General features: G+C 72.3%; 22 protein-coding genes. 5 read left to right on the top strand and 17 right to left on the bottom strand.

The annotated features are described in order from the left end of the window. The 12 genes from ABZU32_RS28505 to ABZU32_RS28450 all read right to left on the bottom strand — a co-directional run. Positions 1 to 1,590: DEAD/DEAH box helicase (locus ABZU32_RS28505; protein ID WP_354926740.1), on the bottom strand; the 1,590-nt coding region annotated here is incomplete at its 3' end. A gap of 390 nt (positions 1,591 to 1,980) precedes the next feature. After that, positions 1,981 to 2,355 (bottom strand): metal-sulfur cluster assembly factor, encoded by a 375-nt coding sequence (locus ABZU32_RS28500; RefSeq protein WP_354844944.1) that lies wholly within the window; start codon positions 2,353 to 2,355, stop codon positions 1,981 to 1,983. Between the two features lie 73 nt (positions 2,356 to 2,428). Further along, on the bottom strand, positions 2,429 to 2,866 hold the full coding sequence (gene sufU / locus ABZU32_RS28495; RefSeq protein ID WP_354844941.1) for a Fe-S cluster assembly sulfur transfer protein SufU: 438 nt from the start codon (positions 2,864 to 2,866) through the stop codon (positions 2,429 to 2,431). A 3-nt stretch (positions 2,867 to 2,869) separates the two neighbouring features. Further along, entirely contained in the window at positions 2,870 to 4,132 is a 1,263-nt protein-coding gene (locus ABZU32_RS28490) for a cysteine desulfurase (protein ID WP_354844938.1), read from the bottom strand. Then, the gene (gene sufC / locus ABZU32_RS28485; protein ID WP_354844935.1) at positions 4,129 to 4,875 is read right to left on the bottom strand and encodes a Fe-S cluster assembly ATPase SufC; all 747 of its coding nucleotides are present in this window, start codon (positions 4,873 to 4,875) and stop codon (positions 4,129 to 4,131) included. The genes ABZU32_RS28490 and sufC overlap by 4 nt, the downstream gene beginning before the upstream one ends. Beyond that, entirely contained in the window at positions 4,876 to 5,214 is a 339-nt protein-coding gene (locus tag ABZU32_RS28480) for a non-heme iron oxygenase ferredoxin subunit (protein WP_354844933.1), read from the bottom strand. After that, positions 5,211 to 6,332 (bottom strand): Fe-S cluster assembly protein SufD, encoded by a 1,122-nt coding sequence (sufD, locus tag ABZU32_RS28475; RefSeq protein ID WP_354926738.1) that lies wholly within the window; start codon positions 6,330 to 6,332, stop codon positions 5,211 to 5,213. The genes ABZU32_RS28480 and sufD overlap by 4 nt, the downstream gene beginning before the upstream one ends. Positions 6,333 to 6,334: 2 nt before the next feature. After that, positions 6,335 to 7,747: a Fe-S cluster assembly protein SufB gene (gene sufB, locus ABZU32_RS28470; RefSeq protein ID WP_354844928.1), complete on the bottom strand. Its 1,413-nt coding sequence runs from the start codon at positions 7,745 to 7,747 to the stop codon at positions 6,335 to 6,337. Beyond that, positions 7,744 to 8,523 carry a winged helix-turn-helix transcriptional regulator gene (locus ABZU32_RS28465; protein ID WP_354926746.1) on the bottom strand — a complete coding sequence of 260 codons (780 nt, stop codon included), beginning with the start codon at positions 8,521 to 8,523 and terminating at the stop codon, positions 7,744 to 7,746. The genes sufB and ABZU32_RS28465 overlap by 4 nt, the downstream gene beginning before the upstream one ends. Before the next feature lie 93 nt (positions 8,524 to 8,616). Beyond that, positions 8,617 to 9,795, bottom strand: coding sequence for a multidrug effflux MFS transporter (locus ABZU32_RS28460; protein WP_354926736.1), 1,179 nt, complete (start codon positions 9,793 to 9,795; stop codon positions 8,617 to 8,619). 293 nt (positions 9,796 to 10,088) lie between these two features. After that, a complete protein-coding gene (locus ABZU32_RS28455; protein ID WP_354926734.1) occupies positions 10,089 to 12,575 on the bottom strand; it encodes a SpoIIE family protein phosphatase in 2,487 nt (828 codons plus the stop codon). A gap of 87 nt (positions 12,576 to 12,662) precedes the next feature. Next, positions 12,663 to 13,652: a VOC family protein gene (locus ABZU32_RS28450; RefSeq protein WP_354926732.1), complete on the bottom strand. Its 990-nt coding sequence runs from the start codon at positions 13,650 to 13,652 to the stop codon at positions 12,663 to 12,665. A gap of 243 nt (positions 13,653 to 13,895) precedes the next feature. Between ABZU32_RS28450 and ABZU32_RS28445 the strand changes: the two genes are divergently transcribed. Next, positions 13,896 to 14,810 carry an ABC transporter ATP-binding protein gene (locus tag ABZU32_RS28445; protein WP_354926730.1) on the top strand — a complete coding sequence of 305 codons (915 nt, stop codon included), beginning with the start codon at positions 13,896 to 13,898 and terminating at the stop codon, positions 14,808 to 14,810. 172 nt (positions 14,811 to 14,982) lie between these two features. After that, positions 14,983 to 15,696, top strand: coding sequence for an ABC transporter permease (locus ABZU32_RS28440; protein ID WP_354926744.1), 714 nt, complete (start codon positions 14,983 to 14,985; stop codon positions 15,694 to 15,696). A 9-nt stretch (positions 15,697 to 15,705) separates the two neighbouring features. On the opposite strand, the gene ABZU32_RS28435 is transcribed toward ABZU32_RS28440, so the two are convergent. Further along, positions 15,706 to 16,080: an STAS domain-containing protein gene (locus ABZU32_RS28435; RefSeq protein WP_354926728.1), complete on the bottom strand. Its 375-nt coding sequence runs from the start codon at positions 16,078 to 16,080 to the stop codon at positions 15,706 to 15,708. 398 nt (positions 16,081 to 16,478) lie between these two features. Between ABZU32_RS28435 and ABZU32_RS28430 the strand changes: the two genes are divergently transcribed. Beyond that, entirely contained in the window at positions 16,479 to 17,390 is a 912-nt protein-coding gene (locus ABZU32_RS28430) for an EamA family transporter (RefSeq protein ID WP_354926726.1), read from the top strand. Positions 17,391 to 17,457: 67 nt separating this feature from the next. On the opposite strand, the gene ABZU32_RS28425 is transcribed toward ABZU32_RS28430, so the two are convergent. After that, positions 17,458 to 17,952, bottom strand: coding sequence for a carbonic anhydrase (locus tag ABZU32_RS28425; RefSeq protein WP_354844905.1), 495 nt, complete (start codon positions 17,950 to 17,952; stop codon positions 17,458 to 17,460). A gap of 168 nt (positions 17,953 to 18,120) precedes the next feature. Here ABZU32_RS28425 and ABZU32_RS28420 point away from each other — a divergent pair, with 168 nt between their 5' ends. Both ABZU32_RS28420 and ABZU32_RS28415 read left to right on the top strand, forming a co-directional pair. Beyond that, positions 18,121 to 18,552, top strand: a complete 432-nt coding sequence (locus ABZU32_RS28420; RefSeq protein ID WP_354926724.1) for a hypothetical protein — start codon at positions 18,121 to 18,123, stop codon at positions 18,550 to 18,552. Next, on the top strand, positions 18,549 to 19,172 hold the full coding sequence (locus ABZU32_RS28415) for a TetR/AcrR family transcriptional regulator C-terminal domain-containing protein (RefSeq protein WP_354926722.1): 624 nt from the start codon (positions 18,549 to 18,551) through the stop codon (positions 19,170 to 19,172). Before ABZU32_RS28420 ends, ABZU32_RS28415 begins: the two co-directional genes overlap by 4 nt. 57 nt (positions 19,173 to 19,229) lie before the next feature. On the opposite strand, the gene ABZU32_RS28410 is transcribed toward ABZU32_RS28415, so the two are convergent. The 3 genes from ABZU32_RS28410 to ABZU32_RS28400 all read right to left on the bottom strand — a co-directional run bounded on the left by ABZU32_RS28410 (position 19,230) and on the right by ABZU32_RS28400 (position 22,118). Further along, positions 19,230 to 19,904 (bottom strand): GntR family transcriptional regulator, encoded by a 675-nt coding sequence (locus ABZU32_RS28410; protein ID WP_354844898.1) that lies wholly within the window; start codon positions 19,902 to 19,904, stop codon positions 19,230 to 19,232. Between the two features lie 211 nt (positions 19,905 to 20,115). Beyond that, positions 20,116 to 21,102: an ornithine cyclodeaminase family protein gene (locus ABZU32_RS28405; RefSeq protein WP_354926720.1), complete on the bottom strand. Its 987-nt coding sequence runs from the start codon at positions 21,100 to 21,102 to the stop codon at positions 20,116 to 20,118. Beyond that, positions 21,099 to 22,118, bottom strand: coding sequence for a proline racemase family protein (locus tag ABZU32_RS28400; RefSeq protein WP_354926718.1), 1,020 nt, complete (start codon positions 22,116 to 22,118; stop codon positions 21,099 to 21,101). Before ABZU32_RS28400 ends, ABZU32_RS28405 begins: the two co-directional genes overlap by 4 nt. Position 22,119 lies beyond the last annotated feature (1 nt).

Below are 22,119 nucleotides of genomic sequence, written 5' to 3'. Positions count from 1 at the left end.
CTGGTGGAAGCGGGATTCCCCCGGCACTTCGTCCCCAGCCGGTGGGGCGGGACGGTCGGCCGGGGCCGGGCGCTCGCCGCGGGGGGCGGCGTCGCGGCGGTCGCCGTCCTCGCGGGGACGGTCGTGGAAGCGGCGCGGACGGCGGTCGCCGCCGCCGTGGCCGCCCTCGCGGCGCGGGCGCTTGGCGACCGGGGCCGCCGGCTCCCACACCGGGACCTCCACACCGCTCGGCCGCTGCGCGCCCGCCACCTCGGCCAGGCGGGGGTGCCCCGGCGTGGCCTTCAGGCGGAACGGCTGGACGCCCGCCCGGCGGGTCATCGTCTCGGTGGAGCGGCGCTCGTTGGGCAGCACGAGGGTCAGGACCGTGCCGCGCTCGCCGGCGCGGGCCGTGCGGCCGCCGCGGTGCAGGTAGCTCTTGTGGTCCATCGGCGGGTCCACGTGCAGGACGAGGCTGACGTCGTCCACATGGATGCCGCGCGCGGCCACGTCGGTGCAGACCAGCACGCCGATGGCGCCCTCGCGGAACTCCGACAGGATGCGCGTGCGCTGGTTCTGCCGCTTGCCGCCGTGCAGGCCACCGGAGCGGACGCCGACCCGGGCGAGCTGCTTGACCAGCCGGTCGACGCCGTGCTGGGTGCGCACGAACATGATCGTGCGGCCTTCGCGGGCGGCGATCTCGGCGGTGACGGCGAACTTGTCGTCCCGGGTGACCTGGAGCACGTGGTGCTCCATCGTCTCCACCGGCGAGGTCGCCGGGGCCAGCGAGTGCGTCACCGGGTCGTGGAGGAAGCGGCGGACCAGCTTGTCGACGTCCCCGTCGAGCGTGGCGGAGAACAGCAGGCGCTGGCCGTCGGACGGGGTGCGCTCGAGCAGGGCGCTGACCACCGGGAAGAAGCCGAGGTCGCACATGTGGTCGGCCTCGTCGATCACCGTCACGCGCACGTCCTGCAGCGAGCACTCGCCCTGCTGGATGAGGTCGGTGAGCCGGCCGGGGGTGGCGACGACGATCTCGACGCCGCGCCGCAGCGCCTCGATCTGCCGGCCCATGGACATGCCGCCGACGACGGTCTTGATGCGCAGGGACAGGCCACGGCCGAGCGGCTCGAGGGCGTCGGTCACCTGCATCGCCAGCTCACGCGTGGGGACCAGGATGACGGCGAGCGGCCGGCGCGGCGCCGCCTTGACGCCACCGAGCAGCGCCATGGTGGGCAGGCCGAAGGCCAGGGTCTTGCCCGAGCCGGTCTGGCCGCGGCCAAGGACGTGGCGGCCGGACAGGATGTCGGGGATGGTGGCCCGCTGGATGGGGAACGGGCTGGTGATGCCCTGCCGGGCCAGCGCGGAGATGAGCGGCTTGGGCAGGCCGAGCAGGGAGAACTCCGCCGGCGCGTCGGCGGCGGACTCGGGGAGGGTCTCGCCGGAGGCGGGGAGGGCCTCGGCGGGGACGGCCTGCGGCCGGGTCTCGGCGGGGGCCGTGGACGCGGAGCCCTTCGGACTGGACACCGCCCGCGCGGACCGCGCGGTCGGCGCGTCCTGGTCGTGCCCCGCGCCGGTCATGGCGTCGGCGGGCATGGCGGTGTTGATGATGGTCACGATTGGTCGTGCCTTTCGATCGAAGAGAGATGGCGCGTCACTTCTGCGAAAGGACGAGCCGGGGGCGTGCGGCCTGCGCCGCACTCGAACACGGGCACCCGGAAGGATGCGAAGCGGTGCGCTCATGGCACACGCGAGCACCACTCGAAACAGTGGGCGAACTGAAGTCTAGCCTATCCTCGCCCGGAGGCGATCAAGCGGGTCGCGGCCGAGGCTCCGCGACGGGCCGTACCAGGGCGCGAAAGCGCGCGGATCGCCGTACCGAGGTCTCGCAGACAGGGAGAACGGCGTCCAACAGGACGCCCCGCACCGATCCCGGCGACGGGGCGGCGGCCCGGCAGGGCCGGGCGCCGCGGGCCGGTCTCGTGGGGGCGTCAGGAGATGTGATGGTCAGACGTTGAATCCGAGCATGCGGAGCTGGTCGCGGCCGTCGTCGGTGATCTTGTCCGGGCCCCACGGGGGAAGCCAGACCCAGTTGATCTTGACGTCGGACACCATGCCCTCAAGGGCCGAGTGCGCCTGCTCCTCGATGACGTCGGTGAGCGGGCAGGCGGCGCTGGTGAGGGTCATGTCGATGGTGGCGACCGGCGGCGCACCGGGCTCGCCCTCGTCGAGGTTCACGCCGTAGACCAAACCGAGGTCCACCACGTTGACCCCGAGCTCGGGGTCGACGACGTCCCTCAGGGCTTCGAGGACCTCCTCCAAACTCGCCTCACCGTCGAACCCGGTGACGGTCCCCGTCGGGGTCTCCACGGGCTTGCTCACGCCGCCTCCTCGCCTTGCCTCGCACATGCCGCCCCGCGCGCGGGGCCGTCCAATCCAACCGGCCGCGGGACGCTCATGCCGAGCTCCTCGCCACGGCGTCCTTGTAGGCCATCCATGCCAGCAGGGCGCACTTCACCCTGGCCGGGAACTTCGCCACACCCGCGAAGGCGACGGCGTCACCCAGCACGTCCTCGTCGGGTTCGATCTGACCCCGGCCCTGCATGAGCCGGGTGAACTCGTCCACCACCGCCAGAGAATGGACAACGGTGGAACCGGTGGCCAGCTCGTGCAGGACGGAGGCGGCGGCCTGGCTGATCGAGCACCCCTGGCCGTCGTAGGACACGTCCTCGACCTGGCCGCCGTCGCCCAGCTTGACCCGCATCGTCACCTCGTCGCCACACGTGGGGTTCACGTGGTGCACCTCGGCGTCGAACGGATCGCGCAGGCCACGGCCCTGCGGGTGCTTGTAGTGCTCGAGGATCAGCTCCTGGTACAGCGACTCGGCGATCATCTTTTATCCGAACACCTTCTGGACGTAATGGATGCCCCGGACCAGTGCGTCGATCTCGTCCGTGGTGTTGTACAGATAGAAAGACGCCCGCGTCGACGCCGGTATTCCGAAGCGCAAATGCAGCGGCCGGGCGCAATGATGCCCGACGCGCACGGCGACGCCGAATTGGTCATCCAATATCTGCCCCACATCGTGGGGATGAATGTCCGGAATGGTGAACGACAGAAGGCCACCGCGGTCCTCAGCCGTGGTGGGCCCGATGATGCGCAGGCCCGGGACCTCGGACAACGCCTTCAGACCGTACACGGTGAGCTCGTGCTCGTGCCGGCGGATGTCGTCCATGCCCACCGCGGTGAGATAGTCGACGGCCGCGCCGAGCCCGATCGCCTCGACGATAGGTGGGGTGCCGGCCTCGAATTTGTGGGGTACCGGAGCAAAGGTCGAGTGGTCCATCCAGACCGCCTCGATCATCTCGCCGCCGCCCAGGAACGGCGGCATGGCCTCCAGCAGCTCCCGCCGGCCCCACAGCACGCCGATGCCGGACGGGCCGACCATCTTGTGCCCGGTGAAGGCCACGAAGTCGACGCCGAGCGCCGCCACGTCGACCGCGCGGTGCGGCACCGACTGGGAGGCGTCAAGCATCATCAGCGCGCCGACCTCGCGGACCCTGGCCACGATGCCGTCCACCGGGTTGACCGTGCCGAGGACGTTCGACTGGTGCACGACCGACACGATCTTGGTGCGCTCGTTGACCAGCTCGTCCAGGCCCGACAGGTCCAGGCGGCCCTCGTCGGTCACCGGGAACCAGCGCAGGGTCGCGCCGGTGCGCTGGGCGAGCAACTGCCAGGGCACGATGTTGGAGTGGTGCTCCATCTCGGAGATGACGATCTCGTCGCCGGGTCCCATGCGGAACCGATCGTCGGCGCAGGTCGGGTTGCCGAAGGAGTAGGCCACCAGGTTGAGCGCCTCGGAGGCGTTCTTGGTGAAGACCACCTCGTCGCGGTCCGGCGCGCCGATGAAGGCGGCCACCTTGTCGCGCGCGCCCTCGTAGGCCTCGGTCGACTCGCCGCCGAGCGTGTGCAGAGCGCGGCCGACGTTGCTGTAGTGCTGTTCCATGTGCTCCCGCATGGTCGCGATGACCTGCGAGGGCTTCTGGGAGGAGTTGCCCGAGTCGAGGTAGACCAGCGGCCTCCCCCCGGGCAGCTCGCGCGACAGGATCGGGAAGTCCTTCCGGATCCTGTCCACGTCGAACATGCCGTTTGTCATGCGGTCGCCTTCGTGTAGCGCTCGTAACCCTCGGACTCGAGCCGGTCGGCCAGTTCGGGGCCGCCCTCCTCGACGACCCTGCCGCCCGCGAAGACGTGGACGAAGTCCGGCTTCACATAGCGCAGGATGCGCGTGTAGTGCGTGATCAGCAGCACGCCGGTCTCGCCGGAGGCGCCGAAGCGGTTGATGCCCTCGGAGACGACGCGCAGGGCGTCGACGTCCAGACCGGAGTCGGTCTCGTCGAGGATGGCGATCTTCGGCTTGAGCAGTTCGAGCTGCAGGATCTCGTGACGCTTCTTCTCGCCGCCGGAGAAGCCCTCGTTGAGGTTGCGCTGGGCGAAGGCGGGGTCGATCGACAGGGCGTCCATGCCCTGCTTGAGCTCCTTGGTGAACACCCGCAGCTTGGGCGCCTCACCGCGCACGGAGGTGACCGCGCTGCGCAGGAAGTTCGACACCGAGACGCCGGGCACCTCGACGGGGTACTGCATGGCGAGGAACAGCCCGGCGCGGGCGCGCTCGTCCACCGTCAGCGACAGCACGTCCTCGCCGTCGAGGGTGACCGTGCCGGAGGTGATGGTGTACTTCGGGTGGCCGGCGACGGCGTAGGCGAGCGTCGACTTGCCCGACCCGTTGGGGCCCATGAGGGCGTGGGTCTCCCCCGCGCGGACGGTCAGGTTGACGCCGCGCAGGATCTCCTTGTCCTCCACGGCGACATGCAGGTCACGAATTTCCAGCGTGGACACTTAAGACTCCCCATTTTCAGCATGGTCTGCGCTGTCGAGCGAGACGAGCACGTCGTCGCCTTCGAGCTTCACTCGGTAGACAGGGACCGGGCGCACCGCGGGCGGCCCGGTGGGCTTGCCGCTGCGCACGTCGAAACACGACCCGTGCAGCCAGCACTCAAGGGTGTCGTCGTAGACGTCGCCCTCGCTGAGGCGCACCTCGGCGTGCGAGCACACGTCGTGCAGGGCGAACACCTCGCCGTCCTTGCGGACCAGCGCGACCGGCGTGCCCTCGACCTCGACGCCGACGACCCCGCCGTCGGGGATGTCGGAGATCGTGCAGGCCTTGATGAACGTCATGAGCCGAGCTCCGCCTCCACCGCGGCCAGAACCCGCTCGCGGATCTCCTCGACCTCGATCTTCTGGATGAGCTGGGCGAAGAACCCGCGGATGACCAGGCGGCGCGCCTCGTCGAACGGGATGCCCCGTGCCTGCAGGTAGAACAGGTGCTCGTCGTCCAGGCGGCCGGACGCCGAGGCGTGGCCGGCGCCGGCGACCTCGCCGGTGAGGATCTCCAGGTTCGGCACCGAGTCGGCGCGGGCGCCGTCGGTGAGGATGAGGTTGCGGTTGAGCTCGTAGGTGTCGGTGCCGGTCGCCTCGACGCGGATGATCACATCGCCGATCCAGACGGCGTGCGCGTCGTCGCCCTGCAGGGCGCCGCGGTAGTCGACGTTGCTGCGGCAGTCGGGGACGCTGTGGTCGACCAGCAGGCGGTGCTCGATGTGCTGGCCGGCGTCCACGAAGTACAGCCCGCTCAGGTCGGCGTCCCCGCCGCGGCCGGTGTAGGTCACCGACGGCGACAGGCGCACCAGGTCTCCGCCGAGGGTGACGACGAAGCTCCGGTAGGTGGCGTCCCTGCCCAGGTGGGCGTGGTGCTGGGAGACGTGCACGGCGTCGTCGGCCCAGTCTTGCAGGCTGACGACCTTCAGCTTGGCGCCGTCGCCGACGACGAACTCGACGTTGTCGGCGTACACCGCGCTGCCCTGGTGGTCGAGCACGACCACGGCCTCGGCGAGCGGCTCGACGGCGACCACGATGTGGCCGTACACCGCGCCGCCGCCCTCGCCGCGCAGGCTGATGACGGTCGGCCTGGAGGTGACGGCCTCCTTCGGCACCGTGATCACGGTGGCCTTCTCGAAGGAGGTGAACGCCTGGACGCTGACCCGGTCGGTCGGCGCGAACGCCTTGCCGATGCGGGGGTCGTCGCGGCCGACGGTCTCGACCGAGACCTCGGGCGCGGCGTCCACGTTGACGACGACCGTGCCCGAGCCCGCGGCGGTGCCGTCGTGCAGGCCACGCAGCCGCGACAGCGGCGTGAAGCGCCAGGCCTCCTCGCGGCCGGTGGGGACCGGGAAGTCCTCCAGCTTGTAGGAGGCCTTGCCGTGCAGGGTCGACAGTGGCTTGGAATCCAGCCCCATGGTCAGCCCACCGCTCCTTCCATCTGCAGCTCGATGAGCCGGTTCAGCTCGAGCGCGTACTCCATGGGCAGCTCGCGGGCGATCGGCTCGACGAAGCCGCGCACGATCATCGCCATGGCCTCGTCCTCGTTCAGGCCGCGGCTCATGAGATAGAACAGCTGGTCGTCCGACACCTTGGAGACGGTCGCCTCGTGCCCCATGGAGACGTCGTCCTCGCGGACGTCGACGTAGGGGTAGGTGTCGGAGCGGCTGATCTGGTCGATGAGCAGGGCGTCGCACTTGACCGTGGAGGCCGAGCCCGCCGCGCCCTCCTCAATCTGGACCAGGCCCCGGTAGGAGGTGCGGCCGCCGCCGCGCGCGACCGACTTGGAGACGATCGTCGAGGAGGTCTTGGGCGCCAGGTGCACCATCTTGGCGCCGGCGTCCTGGTGCTGGCCCTCGCCGGCGAAGGCGACGCTCAGCGTCTCGCCCTTGGCGTGCTCGCCCATGAGGTACACGGCCGGGTACTTCATCGTGACCTTGGAGCCGATGTTGCCGTCGATCCACTCCATGGTGGCGCCCTCGTAGGCGACGGCGCGCTTGGTCACCAGGTTGTAGACGTTGTTCGACCAGTTCTGGATGGTCGTGTAACGGCACCGGGCGTTCTTCTTCACGATGATCTCGACGACCGCGCTGTGCAGCGAGTCGGAGGAGTAGATCGGCGCCGTGCAGCCCTCGACGTAGTGGACGTAGGAGCCCTCGTCGACGATGATCAGCGTGCGCTCGAACTGGCCCATGTTCTCGGTGTTGATCCGGAAGTAGGCCTGCAGCGGGATCTCGACGTTCACGTTCGGCGGCACGTAGATGAACGAGCCGCCCGACCACACCGCGGTGTTCAGCGAGGCGAACTTGTTGTCGCCGACCGGGATGACAGACCCGAAGTACTCCTTGAAGATCTCGGGGTGCTCCTTGAGGCCGGTGTCGGTGTCGAGGAAGATGACGCCCTTCTCCTCGAGGTCCTCACGGATCTTGTGGTAGACGACCTCGGACTCGTACTGCGCGGCGACGCCGGCGACCAGGCGCTGCTTCTCGGCCTCGGGGATGCCCAGCTTGTCGTAGGTGTTCTTGATGTCCGCCGGCAGCTCGTCCCAGGAGGCGGCCTGCTTCTCGGTGGAGCGGACGAAGTACTTGATGTTGTCGAAGTCGATGCCCGACAGGTCGGACCCCCACGTGGGCATGGGCTTCTTGCCGAACAGGCGAAGGCCCTTCAGCCGCAGGTCGAGCATCCACTCGGGCTCGTTCTTCAACGCGGAGATGTTTCGCACGACCTCTTCGGACAGGCCGCGGCGCGCGGTCGCGCCGGCCACGTCGGCGTCGGCCCAGCCGAACTTGTAATTCCCGAGGCCTTCAAGCTCCGGGCGGTCGGTGAGAGTCACCTTCCGGTCTCCTTGCTCTCGATCGCGTTCCGCGAAGTGCTTATGGTCACATCGCCGGAGTCGTCTGAGGTGTCCACGGTCGCGGTGCGCCGGGGGGTCACAGGTTGGTTCCGCTGTGCGGCCAGCGCCCTCGGGCTCACGTGGGTGGTGCACACCCCGTCGCCGTGGGCGATGGTCGCCAGGCGCTGGACGGGGGTGCCGAGAAGCTGCCCGAAGGCCTCGGTCTCGGCCTCGCACAACTGCGGGAACTCCGCCGCCACGTGCGCCACGGGGCAGTGGTGCTGGCACAACTGCTCGCCGCCCGACTTCGCCTGGCTGGCCGAGGCTGCATAGCCGTCTGCGGTCAGCGCCTCGGCGAGCACGCGCACCCGCTGGTCGGCGGGCACCTCGCTCATCGCCGGGGCCAGCCGCCGCACCAGGCCGCTCACCTGGGACCGGGCGAACTCCGCGACGGCCTCCTCGCCCGCGCGCTCGGCGAGGAAGCGCAGGGCGCCCCCGGCCAGGCCGTCGTAGGCGTGCACGAAGGCGCTGCGGCCCGCGTCGGTGATCACGAACAGCTTGGCGGGCCGCCCGCGCCCTCGCTGACCGCGGGGACGCACCGTGCGGGGCTCAATCATGCCTTCGGCGAGCAGCGCGTCGAGGTGTCTGCGCACCGCCGCCGGTGTCAGCCCGAGCCGCTCACCCAGGGCGGCGGCGTTGATCGGGCCGTGCTCCAGGATGAGCCGTGCGACGCGCGCGCGCGTACCGCGCTCGGCGCCCTTCTCGGCGTTCGTCATCCCGGTCACGTTTTTCACAACATCAGTGTGCCGTAATTCCTTCCCGGCACACAACTCGACGTTCATGGGGTACGTCACGCAGGTAAGGCTTACCTAAGCTGGGGAAACGCCGGTCGCGGGCGTGCGGCGGCGCAGCCCGAGGAAGGTCATCAGGGCCGCCACGGTGAGCACCACCATGACCAGCGCCATCGGCAGCGCCGTCCCGGTGCCGCCAAGGCCCGCGAGCGGCGCGGACAGCCCGCCGAAGCCGAACTGCAGCAGGCCGAGCAGCGCGGAGGCGCTGCCGGCCACCTGGGGCGCCTGGCCGGCCAGCGCGAGCGCCCCCGACCCGGGCAACGAGAGCCCGGCCCCGCACATCAGCGTGAACAGAGAGGCGACCACCACGGGCAGGCCGAGGCCGGCGAGCACGGCGCCGGCCAGACCGGCGGCGCCGACCACGCCCAGCAGCAGGCCGATCAGCACCAGCCGCGCCGGGGGGACCCGGCCCGCGGCCCGGCCGCCCACCTGGGCCATCAGGGTCAGGCCGAGCGCGTTGGTCGCGAAGATCACCGAGAAGCCGGTCGGGGACACCCCGTAGATCTCCTGGAGCACGAACGGCGACCCCGAGATGTAGGCGAACATGCCGGCGAAGCCGAGCCCGCCCGCCATCGCCGCCGCCATGAACGACCGGTCGCGCAGCAGCACTCCGAAGATCACCAGAGTGTGCCGCAACCCGCCGCCGCCCCGCTCCCCGGCCGGCAGCGTCTCACGCACACCGGCCAGCACGGCCAGCAGCAGGACCAGCCCGGCGGCGCCGAGGGCGACGAACACCCCGCGCCAGGAGGTGACCCGCAGCAACTGGGCCCCGGCGATCGGGGCCAGGATGGGCGCCAGCCCGCTCACCAGCATCAGCGTCGCGAAGATGCGCGCGATCGCCGGTCCGTCGTAGAGGTCGCGCACGATCGCCCGGACGATCACCAGCGCCGCGCCGCCGGCCAGGCCCTGCACCAGGCGCAGCCCGACCAGCGCCCAGACCGTGGGGGCGAACGCGCACAGCAGCGAGGCGAGCGCGTAGGCGCCGACCCCGAAGATCAGCGGGCCGCGCCGTCCCCGCACGTCGCTCAGCGGCCCGGCGACGAGCTGGCCCACCGAGACCCCGACCAGGCAGGCGGTCAGCGTGAGCTGGATCTGGGCGGCCCCGGTCATCATCTCCCCGCTGATGGCCGGCAGCGCGGGCAGGTACATGTCGATGGACAGCGGCCCGATCGCCGACAGCGCGCCCAGGATGAGCACGAGCACTCCCCGCCGGCGCCTCTGGCCGGCGGAGCGATCCGCCGGGGCGTCTTGCTGCACAGCGGTCGCGCGCATGCGATCCCTTTCGTGAGCTGAGGTATGAAACAGCCCACAAGGGGGCGAGGAACCCCCAACCTCTACAAAGCCCACCTAATTCCCGGTTCCCTATAACTTTCCGGTCCCCGTCTTCGCGGACGCCCTCGAACCGGACGCCCTCGAAACGGACGCCCTCGAACCGGCCATGGACCTTCCGCGGGAGCGGGCGCAGGATCCCCTCGCCGGTGACGCCACGCTCACACGACTTCCGGGAACGCCTCGCGTGCCCCATCGCTCGGCACGGAGGCCGGCAGAACCTGTTCGCACCAGATCGTCTTGCCCGAGGTGGTCTGCCTCGTCCCCCAGCCCTGGGTCAGCTGTGCGACCAGCAGCAGCCCGCGGCCCCCCTCATCGAAGACGCGGGCTCGGCGCAAGTGGGGCGCGGTGCTGCTGCCGTCCGAGACCTCGCAGATCAGCGTGTTGCCGCGGATCAGCCGCAGCTGGATCGGGGGAGCCGCGTGGCGGATGGCGTTGGTGACCAGTTCGCTGACCACGAGTTCGGTGATGAACTCCATCTCGTCCAGGCCCCAGGCGTGGAGCTGGTCCATGGCCAGCCGGCGGGCGTGCGAGACCCGGGCCGGGTCGGCAGGGACGTCCCACGTGGCGAACCGGTCCGCAGAGAGGGCTCCGGTGCGGGCGAGGAGAAGGGCCGCGTCATCGGTCGCGCGACGACCGTCGAGCAGCGCACCGGTCACGACGTCGCAGGCGTCTTCGAGCGACGCCGCCGGCATCGCCAGGGCACGGCGCAACTCGGCGAGCCCCTGCTCGATGTCGCGGTCGCGGACTTCGACCAGGCCGTCGGTGAACAGGGCGATCACGCTGCCGGGGGCCAGGAACAGCTCGGTGGTCTCGAAGGGCAGGCCGCCGATGCCGAGGGGAGGGCCGACAGGCCCGTTCACGACCTCCGTGGTGCCGTCGGGCATGATCAGGACGGGCAGGAAGTGACCGGCGGTGGCCATGGTGCAACACCGCGAGACCGGATCGTAGACGGCGTACACGCACGTGGCTCCCAGCTCCCCGAAGATCCCCGCCTCGCCTTCGGACGCGCCGGGTTGCTGCTCGTTGAGCAGGTGGATGACCAGGTCGTCCAGATGGGTGAGAAGCTCGTCGGGCGGCAGGTCGACGTCGGCCAGCGTGCGCACGGCGGTGCGCAGCCGCCCCATGGTGGCGGAGGCGTGGATGCCGTGGCCGACGACGTCCCCGATGACCAGGGCGACCCGGCAGCCGGACAGGGGGATCACGTCGAACCAGTCGCCCCCCACACCCGCCTGCACACCCGCGGGCAGGTAACGGGAGGCGATCTCCACCGCCGGCCGGTCGCACAGCCGCTGGGGCAGCAGGCTGCGCTGCAGGGTCAGCGCCGTGTCGCGCTCCTGGGTGTAGCGGCGGGCGTTGTCGATGGCGACGCCGGCCTTGGCGACCAGCTCCGCCGCGTAGGACAGATCCTCATCGTCGAATGCCTCATGCGGATGGGAGCGCCAGAAGCTGACCACGCCCATCCGCATTCCATGAGCGGACAGCGGGGTCGTGATCAGCGAATGGCAGCCGCGATCGAGGATCCGCGCGGCCTCCTCGCCGTCCTGGGACCGCCATGCGGTGCCACCCCGCAGGTCGGGCTCGACCATGGTGATCCCGTGGCGGAGACTGTCCGCCTGCGGGGTGGACGGCCGCCAGGTGATCAGGCTGCCCGCCGGCTGGAAGGGGACGACCTCCCCGATGCCTCCCCTGGCCACCCGGCACAGTTGCTCCCACTCGGCCGGAGGATGCTCCTCACCTCGCTGGACGGACACCGATAGGTCGACGGTGACGAAGTCGGCGAACTCGGGGACCACCACCTGCACCAGTTCTTCCGCCGTCCGGCCCACGTCGAGCGTGGTGCCCACCGCCGTGCCGGCCTCGTACAGCAGCTTGAGGCGCATGTGCGCCTCGTCCGCCAGCCTGCGGCTCTCCTCCAGCGAACTCCCCATGCCGTTGAACGCGGCTTCGAGCGCCCCTATCTCGCCGGTGCCGGTTTCGGGCATGCGCGCCGAGAGGTCACCGCCGGCGAGCCTGGTGGCGACGGCGGCCGCCCGGCGCACCGGCCGGACGATCGCCCGTGTCAGATACCCGTTGTAACCGGCGATGAGGAGGACCGATGCCACCAGCCCGCCGGCCGCCGCCGCGGTCGCCCAGCGAACCTTGGCCTCGGCGGCCTGCTCCTGCGCCGCCAATATGGACCGCGCCTCGCGGTCGAACCGGTCGAACTGAGCCCTGAAGTGGTCGACGCGTCGTTTCCCTTCCACCGTCGTCGCCACGCTCCAGGCGGAGGGATCCCCCCGCTTCGCCGCCTCGACCAGCGGGACCGAATAGTCGCGGAGGAAGGAATCGCCGTCACCGGCGATCTCGACGGCCTGGCGCCGCAGCTCGGTCGTGCGGGCGAGAGCGATCACCTTCCGCGCCTCCCCCGGGAAGGCCTCCCTGGCGGCCTCCCACGGCTGGAGGAAACGCTGCTGACGGGTGATGAGGTAGCCGCGCGCCCCCGTCTCGAGGTCGAGGACGAGCTTCTGGAGGCCGTTCATCTCGACGAGCGTGACGCGGGTGTGCTCTCGCGCGTCCGTCGCGCGGAGCAGGTCGGTGATCGCCCAGAACGGCGCCCCGAAGACAAGCCCCACCAGCATCGCGAGCACGCTGCTCGCGATGAGCATGAGGGGTGTCAGCCCTCTTCCGACACTCCGTCCCGATCGGGTTGCGCTCATGGTGGACCCTGCCGGTAGCCCCGCTACCAGGCGATTCTACCCTCGGGGCGCAACCTGCCCGTTAAGAGGAGGTCCGCTCTCCCCGGACGAGGGGAGCGCCGGCCGGGCCCCGCCGGGAGGGCTCGGAGCCATGACGGCGAAGACGGCGCCGCACGGATCGGCGAGCACGGCGTGCCGTCCGGCGGGCAGGTCCCGCGGCGGGCTCACGACCGCGCCGCCGCACCGTTCGGCGAGGACGGCGGTGGCCTCGCAGCCGGCCACGGCGAAGACCGCCAGCCAGTGCGGCGCGTCCGGCGAGGACGGCGCCCCGCGGTCCGGCACGGGCGGCGTTTCTGCCTCGGACACGGACCGCGTACCTGCCTCCGGCACGGACGGCGCACCTCCCGGAGACGGCGCCACCCGCTCCCCCAGGGACGGCGTCCCGCGGCCGGGAGGGGAGGGCACTCCGTTCATGGTCCGCAGGCCGGCCACGGGCCTGCCGTCCAGCAGCCACTCGGCGCGGTCGCCGCCCCCGGGGCCCGTCAGGCTCCGGGCGCTCCAGCCGAAGACCTCGCCGTAGAAGGCTTTCGCCCCCTCGGGGTCGCGGCAGGCCAGCTCGCTCCAGCAGAGCGCGACCGGCTCGTCCACGAGCTGCGCGCCTTGGTGCCGCACCGGCTCCCAGACCAGGAACGAGGCGCCTTCGGGGTCCTGGAAGACCGCCATGGTGCCCTCGTCGAAGACCTGGACCGGCCCGACGGCGACCCGTCCCCCCGCCTCCTTGATCCGCTCGGTGGCCGACTCGGCGTCCCCGGTGGCGAAGTAGGTGTTCCAGGCCGAGGGACGGTCAGGGGAGAACGTCGGGCCGATGCCCGCCACCAGCCTGCCCCCCTGGGAGAAACGGCCGTACACCCCCGCTTCCCCGCAGGTGTCGAACGCGGCCCGCCAGCCGAACAGCGCCTCGTAGAAGGCGACCGACGCGGTGAGGTCGGTGCTGGCGAGGTCCACCCAGCAGGGCACGCCGGGCTTGTAACCGGTACGCGTGGGCATGCCGGACCTCCTTGACGGCGGATGTTCAACGCCCGAGCCGCCGCCCGCGTCCGCGCGGGCGCGGCAGGGGACGAGCGTCAGCCTCACACGGCGACACGGCCGACATGTCCCGCGACCGCCCGCCTTGATGGGAAGTGCTGCGAAGCTTTACCGTCACGCGGCACGCGAAGCTTTACCGTCGCGCGGCACCGGACGCCCCGGTCGCCGCCGGGACCGCGGCGCGCGGTCCCTAGACTCGTCCTCATGAACGCCCCAGCCGTCGCGCTCACCGACCTGGTCAAGCGATACGGCCGCACGCTCGCGATCAACGGTCTGAGCCTCGTCGCCGAACGCGGCGCGGTCACCGCGATCCTCGGCCCCAACGGCGCGGGCAAGACCTCCACCGTGGAGATCTGCGAGGGGTTCCGGCGCGCCGACGGCGGCACCGTGCGCGTGCTCGGCCTGGATCCCGCGCGCGACGGGGCCGCGCTCAAACCCCGGGTCGGGGTGATGCCGCAGTCCGGCGGCGTGCCCCCGGCCGCCCGCGCCGGGGAGTGGCTGCGGCTGGTGGCCCGCTTCCACGCCGCCCCTCTCGACCCCGGCGTCCTGCTCGACCGGCTCGGCCTGACCGAGCACGCCCGCACCCCCTACCGCCGCCTGTCCGGCGGACAGCAGCAGCGCCTGTCGCTGGCGGCCGCGATCATCGGCCGGCCCGAGCTGGTCTTCCTCGACGAGCCGACCGCCGGGCTCGACCCGCAGGCGCGGCACGCCTGCTGGGACGTCATCGCCGAGCTGCGCGCCCGCGGGGTCTCCACGGTGCTGACCACCCACCACATGGACGAGGCCGAGAAGCTCGCCGACAAGGTCGTCATCATCGACCGCGGCAGGGTCGTGGCCGAGGGCAGCCCCCGGTCGCTCACCGGGGCCGAGCGCCAGCTGCGCTTCCGGGCGCGCCCCGGGCTCGACCTGGACGAACTGCTGAACGCGCTGCCCACGGGGAGCACGGCCAAGGAGTCCCCGAGCGGCCACTACGTCATCGAGGGCCACGTGGGTCCCGAACTGCTGGGCACGGTGACCGCCTGGTGCGCCTCCGAGGGCGTCACCACCGACGACCTGAGCGTCGAGCGCCGCACCCTGGAGGACGTCTTCCTCGAACTCACCGGACGGGAACTGCGATGACCCCTCCGCGCTCGCGCGCCCTCGCCCGGGCCGCCTCCGCTCGCGTCCCGGCCCCCGCGGGCATCGCGACGCCGGGCGCCCACTCTCTGACCCCGATGCTCTCGAGGAGATCCCGGTGACCGCGCCCGTGCTCGACTTCACGCCGGCTCCGGGAGCGGCGCCGCTGCGCCGCATGGTGCTCGCGCAGGCCGGCGCGGAGATCCGGGCCGTGCTGCGCAACGGCGAGCAGCTCCTGCTCACGCTGATCATCCCGATCCTGGTGCTGGTGGGCTTCTCCGCGATCCCGTTGCTGGAGGTGCCCGGCAGGCGGGTCGACTTCGTCACCCCCGGCGTGCTCGCGCTCGCGATCATGTCCACGGCCTTCACCGGGCAGGCGATCGGCACCGGCTTCGAACGGCGGTACGGGGTGCTCAAGCGCCTGGGCGCCACTCCCCTGTCCCGGCCCGGCCTGCTGCTGGCCAAGACCCTCGCGGTGATCACCGTGGAGGCGCTGCAGGTGGTGGTCGTGGCGGCCGTCGCCCTGGCCATGGGCTGGCATCCCCGGGGCAACCCGCTGTGGGCCGCGCTGCTGCTCCTGCTCGGCACGGCCGCATTCAGCGGGCTGGCCCTGCTGATGGCGGGCACTTTGCGCGCCGAGGCCACACTGGCGGCCGCCAACCTCGTCTACCTGGTGCTGCTCGGCCTCGGCGGCGTGGTGGTGCCGGTGTCGGCCTTCCCGCACCCGCTGCGCGCCGTCGTTGAGCTGCTGCCGATCACGGCGCTGACCGAGGGGGTGCGCGCGGCGCTGTCCGGGGCGAGCGGCTTCCCGGCGCGCGACGTGCTCGTCCTGCTGGCGTGGGCCGTGGTCTCCCTGGCCCTGGCGTCCCGCTTGTTCCGCTGGGAGTGAGGCGCCGGACTACGCCGACCGGGTTCTGAGGGGCGCCCGGTGCGGTACCCGGCAGGCGGCGGGAGGCGGGGTGTGCTGAATGGTGAAGGCGTCGGCGAGCCGGGTGACCTCCAGAACGCGCCGCAGGACGCCGTGAACGCCTGTGAGCGTCATGGTGCCCTGGACCTGCGCCAAGGCGCGCTGGGCCCGCAGCAACGCCCACAGTCCCGAGGAGTCGCAGAAGGCCAGTTCGGAGGCGTCCACGGTGAGGTGCCGATGACCGTCGTACAGTGCCGCCTCGACGGCGTCGTCCAGGTGGACGGCCGAGGTCATGTCGAGGTCACCGATCAGGGCGAGGGTGGTGCGATCTTGGTCGTGCGCCATCTGGATCGACAGGGCTGTCACGATCGGATTCCGATCCCACGGTGCGAGAGTAATCGCCTATGCGCTCGAACCGGGCGCGAGCAAGTCACCGCTTCTCTCTCACCCTACGCGCATCGCCGAACTTGTCACAGAAGTCAGGGCGCCCGCGCGTGGGCCGTGTCGGCCGGCGCGCGTTGCCCGCGGAACGCCGCGGTGGCGGCACGTCGGTCATCGGCGACGCCGGTCCGGTGACGACACCGGCGTCGACGGCCCGTGCGGCCCGGTGGCCGATCTGAAGAGCGGCCCACGCGGCCCCCGGTGGCCGATCTGAGGAGTCCGGCGGCCTATGCTCTAACGCGCCGGAGTGCCGCCGGCGAGCGGCCGGCCGCCCCGCCTCCCCGACCGCACGCCCCGTGCGAGGAATCCGAGGACCGACGCCCATGACCGTGCACTCCCTGTCCTCCTCCGCCGGCCCCTTCCCCCGGGGCCGGGCGCGGCCGGGCGCCATGGCGCGCGCCGCGATCGGCGCCGTGCCCCCGTCCGGACTGGTGATCCTGGCGATCCTGTCGGTGCAGATCGGCGCCGGCCTGGCGAAGAACCTGTTCGCCGCGCTGCCGCCCAGCGCGGTGGTGTTCCTGCGCATCGCGGCGGGCGCGGCCATTCTCACCGTGGTCGCCCGGCCCCGCCTGCGCGGGCTCAGCCGGCGCGACCTGGCCGCGGGGGCGGCCTTCGGCGTGACGCTGGGCGTGATGAACCTCTCGTTCTACGAGGCCCTGGCCCGGTTGCCGATGGGCATCTGCGTGACCATCGAGTTCCTCGGACCGCTCGGAGTCGCGGTCGCCGCCTCGCACCGGCGCAAGGACCTGCTGTGGGTGGCGCTGGCCGCCACCGGCATCCTGCTGCTCGCGCCGTGGGGCCAGACGAGCGGGCTGAACTGGGCCGGCATCGCGTTCGCCGCCGTGGCGGGCGGGTGCTGGGCCGCTTACATCCTGCTCTCGGCCGCCGTGGGCGGCCGGTTCCCGGGGACCTCGGGGCTGTCGTTCGCCATGCTGGTCGCGGTGGTCGTGATCGCGCCGATCGGGGTGACCAGCGGCGGCACGGCGCTGCTCACCCCCGAGCTCCTGCTGCTGGGAGCGGGCGTCGGCCTGCTGTCGTCGGTCATCCCCTACAGCGTGGAGCTGGAGGCGCTGCGGCGGATGCCCAAGCGGGTCTTCGGCATCCTGATGAGCCTGGAACCCGCCATGGCCGCCCTGGTCGGGCTCGTGGTGCTCGGCGAGGTCCTCCACCTGCGCGAATGGGCGGCCATCATCTGCGTCGTCATCGCCTCCGCAGGGGCGACCCGCAGCACGTGACCGCCCGCACCACCTGACCGCCGCCCGCCCGCGTCCCCCGACGCCGGCGGCTTCGCCCGGCCGCCCGTCAGGCCTTCACCTCGCGGAGCCGGCCGGTCTCCACCTCGTAGACGAAGCCGCGGACCGAGTCCTTGACGGGGATGAACGGGTCGGCGTGGATGCGGGCGATGGACTGGCGGACGTCCTCGTCCAGGTCGGCGAACGCCTCGGCGGCCCAGTCGGGCTTGAGGCCGGTCTCGCCGGCGATGGCGTCCTTGAAGGCGTCGTCGGTGAAGGTCAGCATGCCGCAGTCGGTGTGGTGGATGAGGATGATCTCGCGGGTGCCGAGCAGGCGCTGGCTGATGGCGAGGCTGCGGCGCTCGTCGGCGGTGACCACCCCGCCGGCGTTGCGGATGACGTGCGCGTCGCCCTCGGTGAGCCCGAGCAGCCCGTACACATTGAGGCGGGCGTCCATGCAGGCCAGGACGGCGACCTGCCGGGCGGGCGGCAGCGGCAGGTGCCCCTTGCCGAAGTCCGCCGCGTAGCGCTCGGCGTTGGCGAGCAGTTCGTCGGTGACGCTCATGAAGCCTCCACGGTCGTTCGGGAGCGGCCGGTCTCCGTCCCAGCTTTCCCTGTATTACCTACTCAGTCAACAGCCTTTAACGTTCGGTCACCAGGCCCGGCCGGACTCTTGCGCCCTAGTTTGTGTACGACGTAAGCTTACCTTGTACACAAACTACATGGAGGCGCCATGACCACGTTCGCGATCATCGTCCCGCTCGTCTGGCTGGCCTGGCTGGCCGTGACCGAGTGGGTGCCCATGTTCCCGCTCAACGACCTGGCCCCCGGCAACGTCGGCCGGCGGCTGGCCGCGGCGGCGATCAACTACCCCTTCCCCCTGCTGATCGCCGCGGGGGTCGCCCTGCACCAGACCTGGTCGCTCATCACGGCCAGCCTGCTGTGCTGCCTGGTCGTGGGCGGCCACCTGTGGAACTGGTGGGTGCCCTACTTCCGCCCCGCCTCCGCCGCCCAGCGGGAGACCTACCTGCGCGACTACGGCCGCACGCTGAAGATCCTGTCCACCGACGGCCACGACGTCGTGATCGACGTCCAGCACATGGTGGTGGGCGCGCTTTCCCTGCAGATGCTCGCGACCACCCTCGCCGCTACCCTGACCGCATGAACCCACCAGCGGGGAGCCGGCCCCGCGCGGCCGGGCGCGGCGGGCGGCCCGCCGTGCTCAGCCGCGAGCGCATCGTGGCCGCGGCCGTGGAGATCCTCGACGCCGAAGGGCTGGAGGCGCTGACCATGCGCCGCCTGGGCACCCGTCTCGATGTGGCGGCCATGTCCCTGTACCGGCACCTGCCCAACCGCGACGCCCTGCTCACCGCGCTGGTCGGCCACCTGTTCGCCGAGGCGGTCGCCGAGCCCGTCCCGGCCGTCCCGTGGACCGAGGCCCTGCGTCTGTTCGCCCTCGCCTACCGGCGGACGCTGCTCGCCCACCCCGACGCCGTGCCCCTGCTGGCCACCCATCCCGTCGACGTCGACACCGGTCTCACCCTGCTGGCCGGCCTGCTGGAGCGCTTCGCCGCCTCGGGCGTCGCCCGGCAGGACGCCCTGACCGCCGTGCAGTCGGTGGGCGTCTACGTCCTCGGCCACGCCCTGGCCCAGGTCGGCCGCCCACCGGGGACGCGGCCGGCCGCCCCGGTCGCCGACCCCGCCGTGGCGGCGTTCTACGACGAGTGGTTCGAGGCCGGCCTGCTCGCCATGGTCACCGGCTTCGAGCGGCGCCTCACCGCGTAGACGGGCGGACGGGCGGGACGGGCCGCGGTTCCGGCGTACCGGCCTCGGGCCCCTTCGTCACTCCGGGCGGTCGGCCCAGATGCCCCGCACGTGCTGGATGTGGTGGTCCATGAGGGTGCGGGTGGCCTCGGCGTCACCGCGGGCGAGGGCGTCCAGGATGTCCAGGTGCTCGCGGGCGGAGTCGGCCAGCGTGCCCCGCTCGGACATGGTCTTCAGGCCGTACAACCGGGCGCGGTAGCGCAGGTCGCGGGCGATCTCCACCAGGTGGGCGTTGCCGGCCAGGGCCAGCAGGTCCATGTGGAAGCGCAGGTCGGCGTTGACGTAGGCCAGCAGGTCGCCGCGCTCCGCCGCCGAGACGATCTCCTCGGCCACCGGCCGCAGCCGCTCGGCGTCCCCGGCGGCGGGGGCGCCCGCCAGCCGGGCGACCGTGGGGACCTCCAGCAGCCTGCGGATCTCGGTCAGCTCGTCCAGGTCGCGCTCGGACAGCTCGGTGACCCGGAACCCCTTGTTGCGCACCGCCTCGACCAGGCCCTCCTTGGCCAGGTCGAGCATCGCCTCGCGCACCGGGGTGGCCGACACGCCGAACTGCGCGGCCAGCACCGGGGCGGAGTACACCACGCCGGGGCGCATCTCGGCGGCCACCAACGCGTCGCGCAGCGCCTGGGCGACCTGCTCGCGCAGGCTCTGGCGCCCGCCCATGACGGGCAGGTCCAGCCTCCCCTCCTCGCTCACGCCCGACCACCCCGCCCGGAGCGCCCCGTCCGGACACTCCCCCCGGAGCCGCTCACGCGGACAGTCCCCCAAGAGCCGCTCACGCGGACGCTTCCCATGGAGCCGCTCACCCGGTCACGCCGCCCGGAGCCGCTCACGCGGTCATGCGGCGCGGGCGCGCACGCCCGGCCACCTCGCTCGGCCCTCGCCATCCCGGCACCCCTCCCCAGGCTCATCGGCCCGCCCACGCCTCGTGGACGGCGGCCGCCACGACCAGATCCTCCCAGGCCATGCCCACGCTCTTGAACACGCGAGGGCCGGGGCCCGGCTCGACGCCGCCCCGCACGAGCTCGGCGAGGTCGCCCGCGATGTGGCCGGCTCCGATCAGGCCCGTCTTGACGGGGATGACCAGGTCGCCGGCCTCCGCGAGCGCGGCGGCCCGGGACTCGACGACCACGGTCGCCCGCGCGACCAGCTCACCGTCGATCTCGCGGGCGTCCGGCTCGTGCGACCCGACCGCGACGACGGTGGCGCCGTCGGCGACGAGCGCGCCCGGGAACAACGGCTCTCTGGCGCTCGTGCAGCAGGCGATCAGGTCGGCGGACGCCACGGCCTCCTCCACCTCCGCCGTCCCCGCCGATCCGGCCCCACCGGCCGGGACGGCGTCGCCGGCGATGCGCAGAGCCGTCGCGGCGAGGCCGAGGCCGGCGCACCGTTCGGCGAACGCGCGAGCGCGGGCGGGGTCGCGGGCCACGACGGTGACCCGCTCGACGGGGCGGACGGAACGCAGCGCCTCGACGTGGCCCCGCGCCTGGGGACCGGTGCCGAAGACGGTCAGCGAGCGCGCGTCCGGCCGGGCCAGGAGCCCGGCGGCCAGCGCCGAGACCGCCGGGGTGCGCAGCGCGGTGAGCGCGGCCCCGTCCATCGCGGCCAGCGGGGCCAGGGTGTCCCCGTCGAGCAGCAGGTAGGCGCCCTGGATGCGCGGCAGCCCGCGCGCCGGGTTGCCGGGCGCCACCCCGGCGACCTTGACCCCCGCGTGCCGGCCGTGCCAGGCGGGCATCAGCAGGAGCTGCCCGGCGGGCACGGCGGCCACGGCGCGGGGCGGGCCGCCGTCGGGGTCGAGCCCGGCGCGCAGCGCGTCGTGCAGGACGCGCACGGCGCGGTCCATCGGCATCAGCGCCCGCACGGTGTCCCCGTCGAGATACGGCAGCTCGCTCATCGCAGCGTGAACCCCGCCCCGAGGGCGTCGCGCGGGTCGATGGTGAACCGGTGGACGCCGGTCCGGTAGGCCATGCCGGTGATCTCGGGGATGACGGCCTCCCCGCGCTCCTCGGCCACCCGCCCGGTGAACACGCTCCCGACGATGCTCTCGTGGACGAGCTCCCCGGTGAACCCGTCGGCGTGCAGCAGGGCGAGCCGGGCGGCGGTGCCGGACCCGCAGGGTGAGCGGTCCACCTCGCCGTCGGCGAAGACGGTGACGTTGCGCTGGCGGCCCGGCGCGAGCTCGTCGTAGAAGATCACCCCGTAGATGCCCGACAGCCGGTCGTCGGCGGGATGCCACGCGGCGGGGTGGTCGGCGAGGAACGCCTTGATCGAGCGGCCGAGGACGATCAGCTCGGTGAGGTGGCGCGGCTCCACGGCCAGCCCGAACGCGCCGGCGGGCACCGAGACGTACAGGGCTCCGCCGTAGGCGATGTCGACCTCGGCCTGCGCCGCGACGCCGCCGGCGGTGACGGCGATCACCGGCACCTTCCGGGCGGCGACGTGGGAGGCCACGTTGCGGAAGGTCACCGACTCGATCAGCCCGCCGGAGCGGCGGACGCGCGCGGTGACCCGTCCCGAGGGCACGTCGACGACCACGTCGGTGTCGCCGTCGGGGCCGGCCTCGACCAGCCCGGACTCCACGGCGTGGACGCCCAGGGCGATCGTGCCGTGGCCGCAGGCGGTGGAGTAGCCGTCCTTGTGCCAGAACAGCGCGCCCAGGTGGGCGCCGGGGTCGTCGGGCGGGACCAGGAAGCAGCCGTACATGTCGGCGTGACCGCGCGGCTCGTGGCACAGCAGCCTGCGCACCCGGTCGATCGCGGGCGCGCGGGCCGCGTCGCGGCGGTCCAGGACCGTGGCGCCGGGGATGCCTTCGACCCCGGCGGTGACGACGCGGAACGGCTCGCCGCCGGTGTGGTAGTCGACGGTGTGGATCTCGGCGCCGTGGGCGGGCGGCTCGGGCGTGGCGGTCATG

This window comes from Sphaerisporangium sp. NPDC005288, assembly GCF_040607475.1.
GTDB classification, from domain to species: domain Bacteria; phylum Actinomycetota; class Actinomycetes; order Streptosporangiales; family Streptosporangiaceae; genus Sphaerisporangium; species Sphaerisporangium rhizosphaerae.
This window is presented reverse-complemented; position numbering and strand designations above follow the sequence as displayed.

Bases quoted from the DNA above. Each gene is read 5' to 3' on its own strand.
- ABZU32_RS28480 (WP_354844933.1), bottom strand. From the start codon at position 5,214: ATGACGTTCATCAAGGCCTGCACGATCTCCGACATCCCCGACGGCGGG.
- ABZU32_RS28420 (WP_354926724.1), top strand. From the start codon at position 18,121: ATGACCACGTTCGCGATCATCGTCCCGCTCGTCTGGCTGGCCTGGCTG.
- ABZU32_RS28465 (WP_354926746.1), bottom strand. From the start codon at position 8,523: ATGACGAACGCCGAGAAGGGCGCCGAGCGCGGTACGCGCGCGCGCGTC.
- ABZU32_RS28490 (WP_354844938.1), bottom strand. From the start codon at position 4,132: ATGACAAACGGCATGTTCGACGTGGACAGGATCCGGAAGGACTTCCCG.
- ABZU32_RS28415 (WP_354926722.1), top strand. From the start codon at position 18,549: ATGAACCCACCAGCGGGGAGCCGGCCCCGCGCGGCCGGGCGCGGCGGG.
- sufD (WP_354926738.1), bottom strand. From the start codon at position 6,332: ATGGGGCTGGATTCCAAGCCACTGTCGACCCTGCACGGCAAGGCCTCC.
- ABZU32_RS28440 (WP_354926744.1), top strand. From the start codon at position 14,983: ATGGTGCTCGCGCAGGCCGGCGCGGAGATCCGGGCCGTGCTGCGCAAC.
- ABZU32_RS28425 (WP_354844905.1), bottom strand. From the start codon at position 17,952: ATGAGCGTCACCGACGAACTGCTCGCCAACGCCGAGCGCTACGCGGCG.
- ABZU32_RS28400 (WP_354926718.1), bottom strand. From the start codon at position 22,118: ATGACCGCCACGCCCGAGCCGCCCGCCCACGGCGCCGAGATCCACACC.
- ABZU32_RS28405 (WP_354926720.1), bottom strand. From the start codon at position 21,102: ATGAGCGAGCTGCCGTATCTCGACGGGGACACCGTGCGGGCGCTGATG.
- ABZU32_RS28455 (WP_354926734.1), bottom strand. From the start codon at position 12,575: ATGCTCATCGCGAGCAGCGTGCTCGCGATGCTGGTGGGGCTTGTCTTC.
- ABZU32_RS28430 (WP_354926726.1), top strand. From the start codon at position 16,479: ATGACCGTGCACTCCCTGTCCTCCTCCGCCGGCCCCTTCCCCCGGGGC.
- ABZU32_RS28445 (WP_354926730.1), top strand. From the start codon at position 13,896: ATGAACGCCCCAGCCGTCGCGCTCACCGACCTGGTCAAGCGATACGGC.
- sufU (WP_354844941.1), bottom strand. From the start codon at position 2,866: ATGATCGCCGAGTCGCTGTACCAGGAGCTGATCCTCGAGCACTACAAG.
- ABZU32_RS28450 (WP_354926732.1), bottom strand. From the start codon at position 13,652: ATGCCCACGCGTACCGGTTACAAGCCCGGCGTGCCCTGCTGGGTGGAC.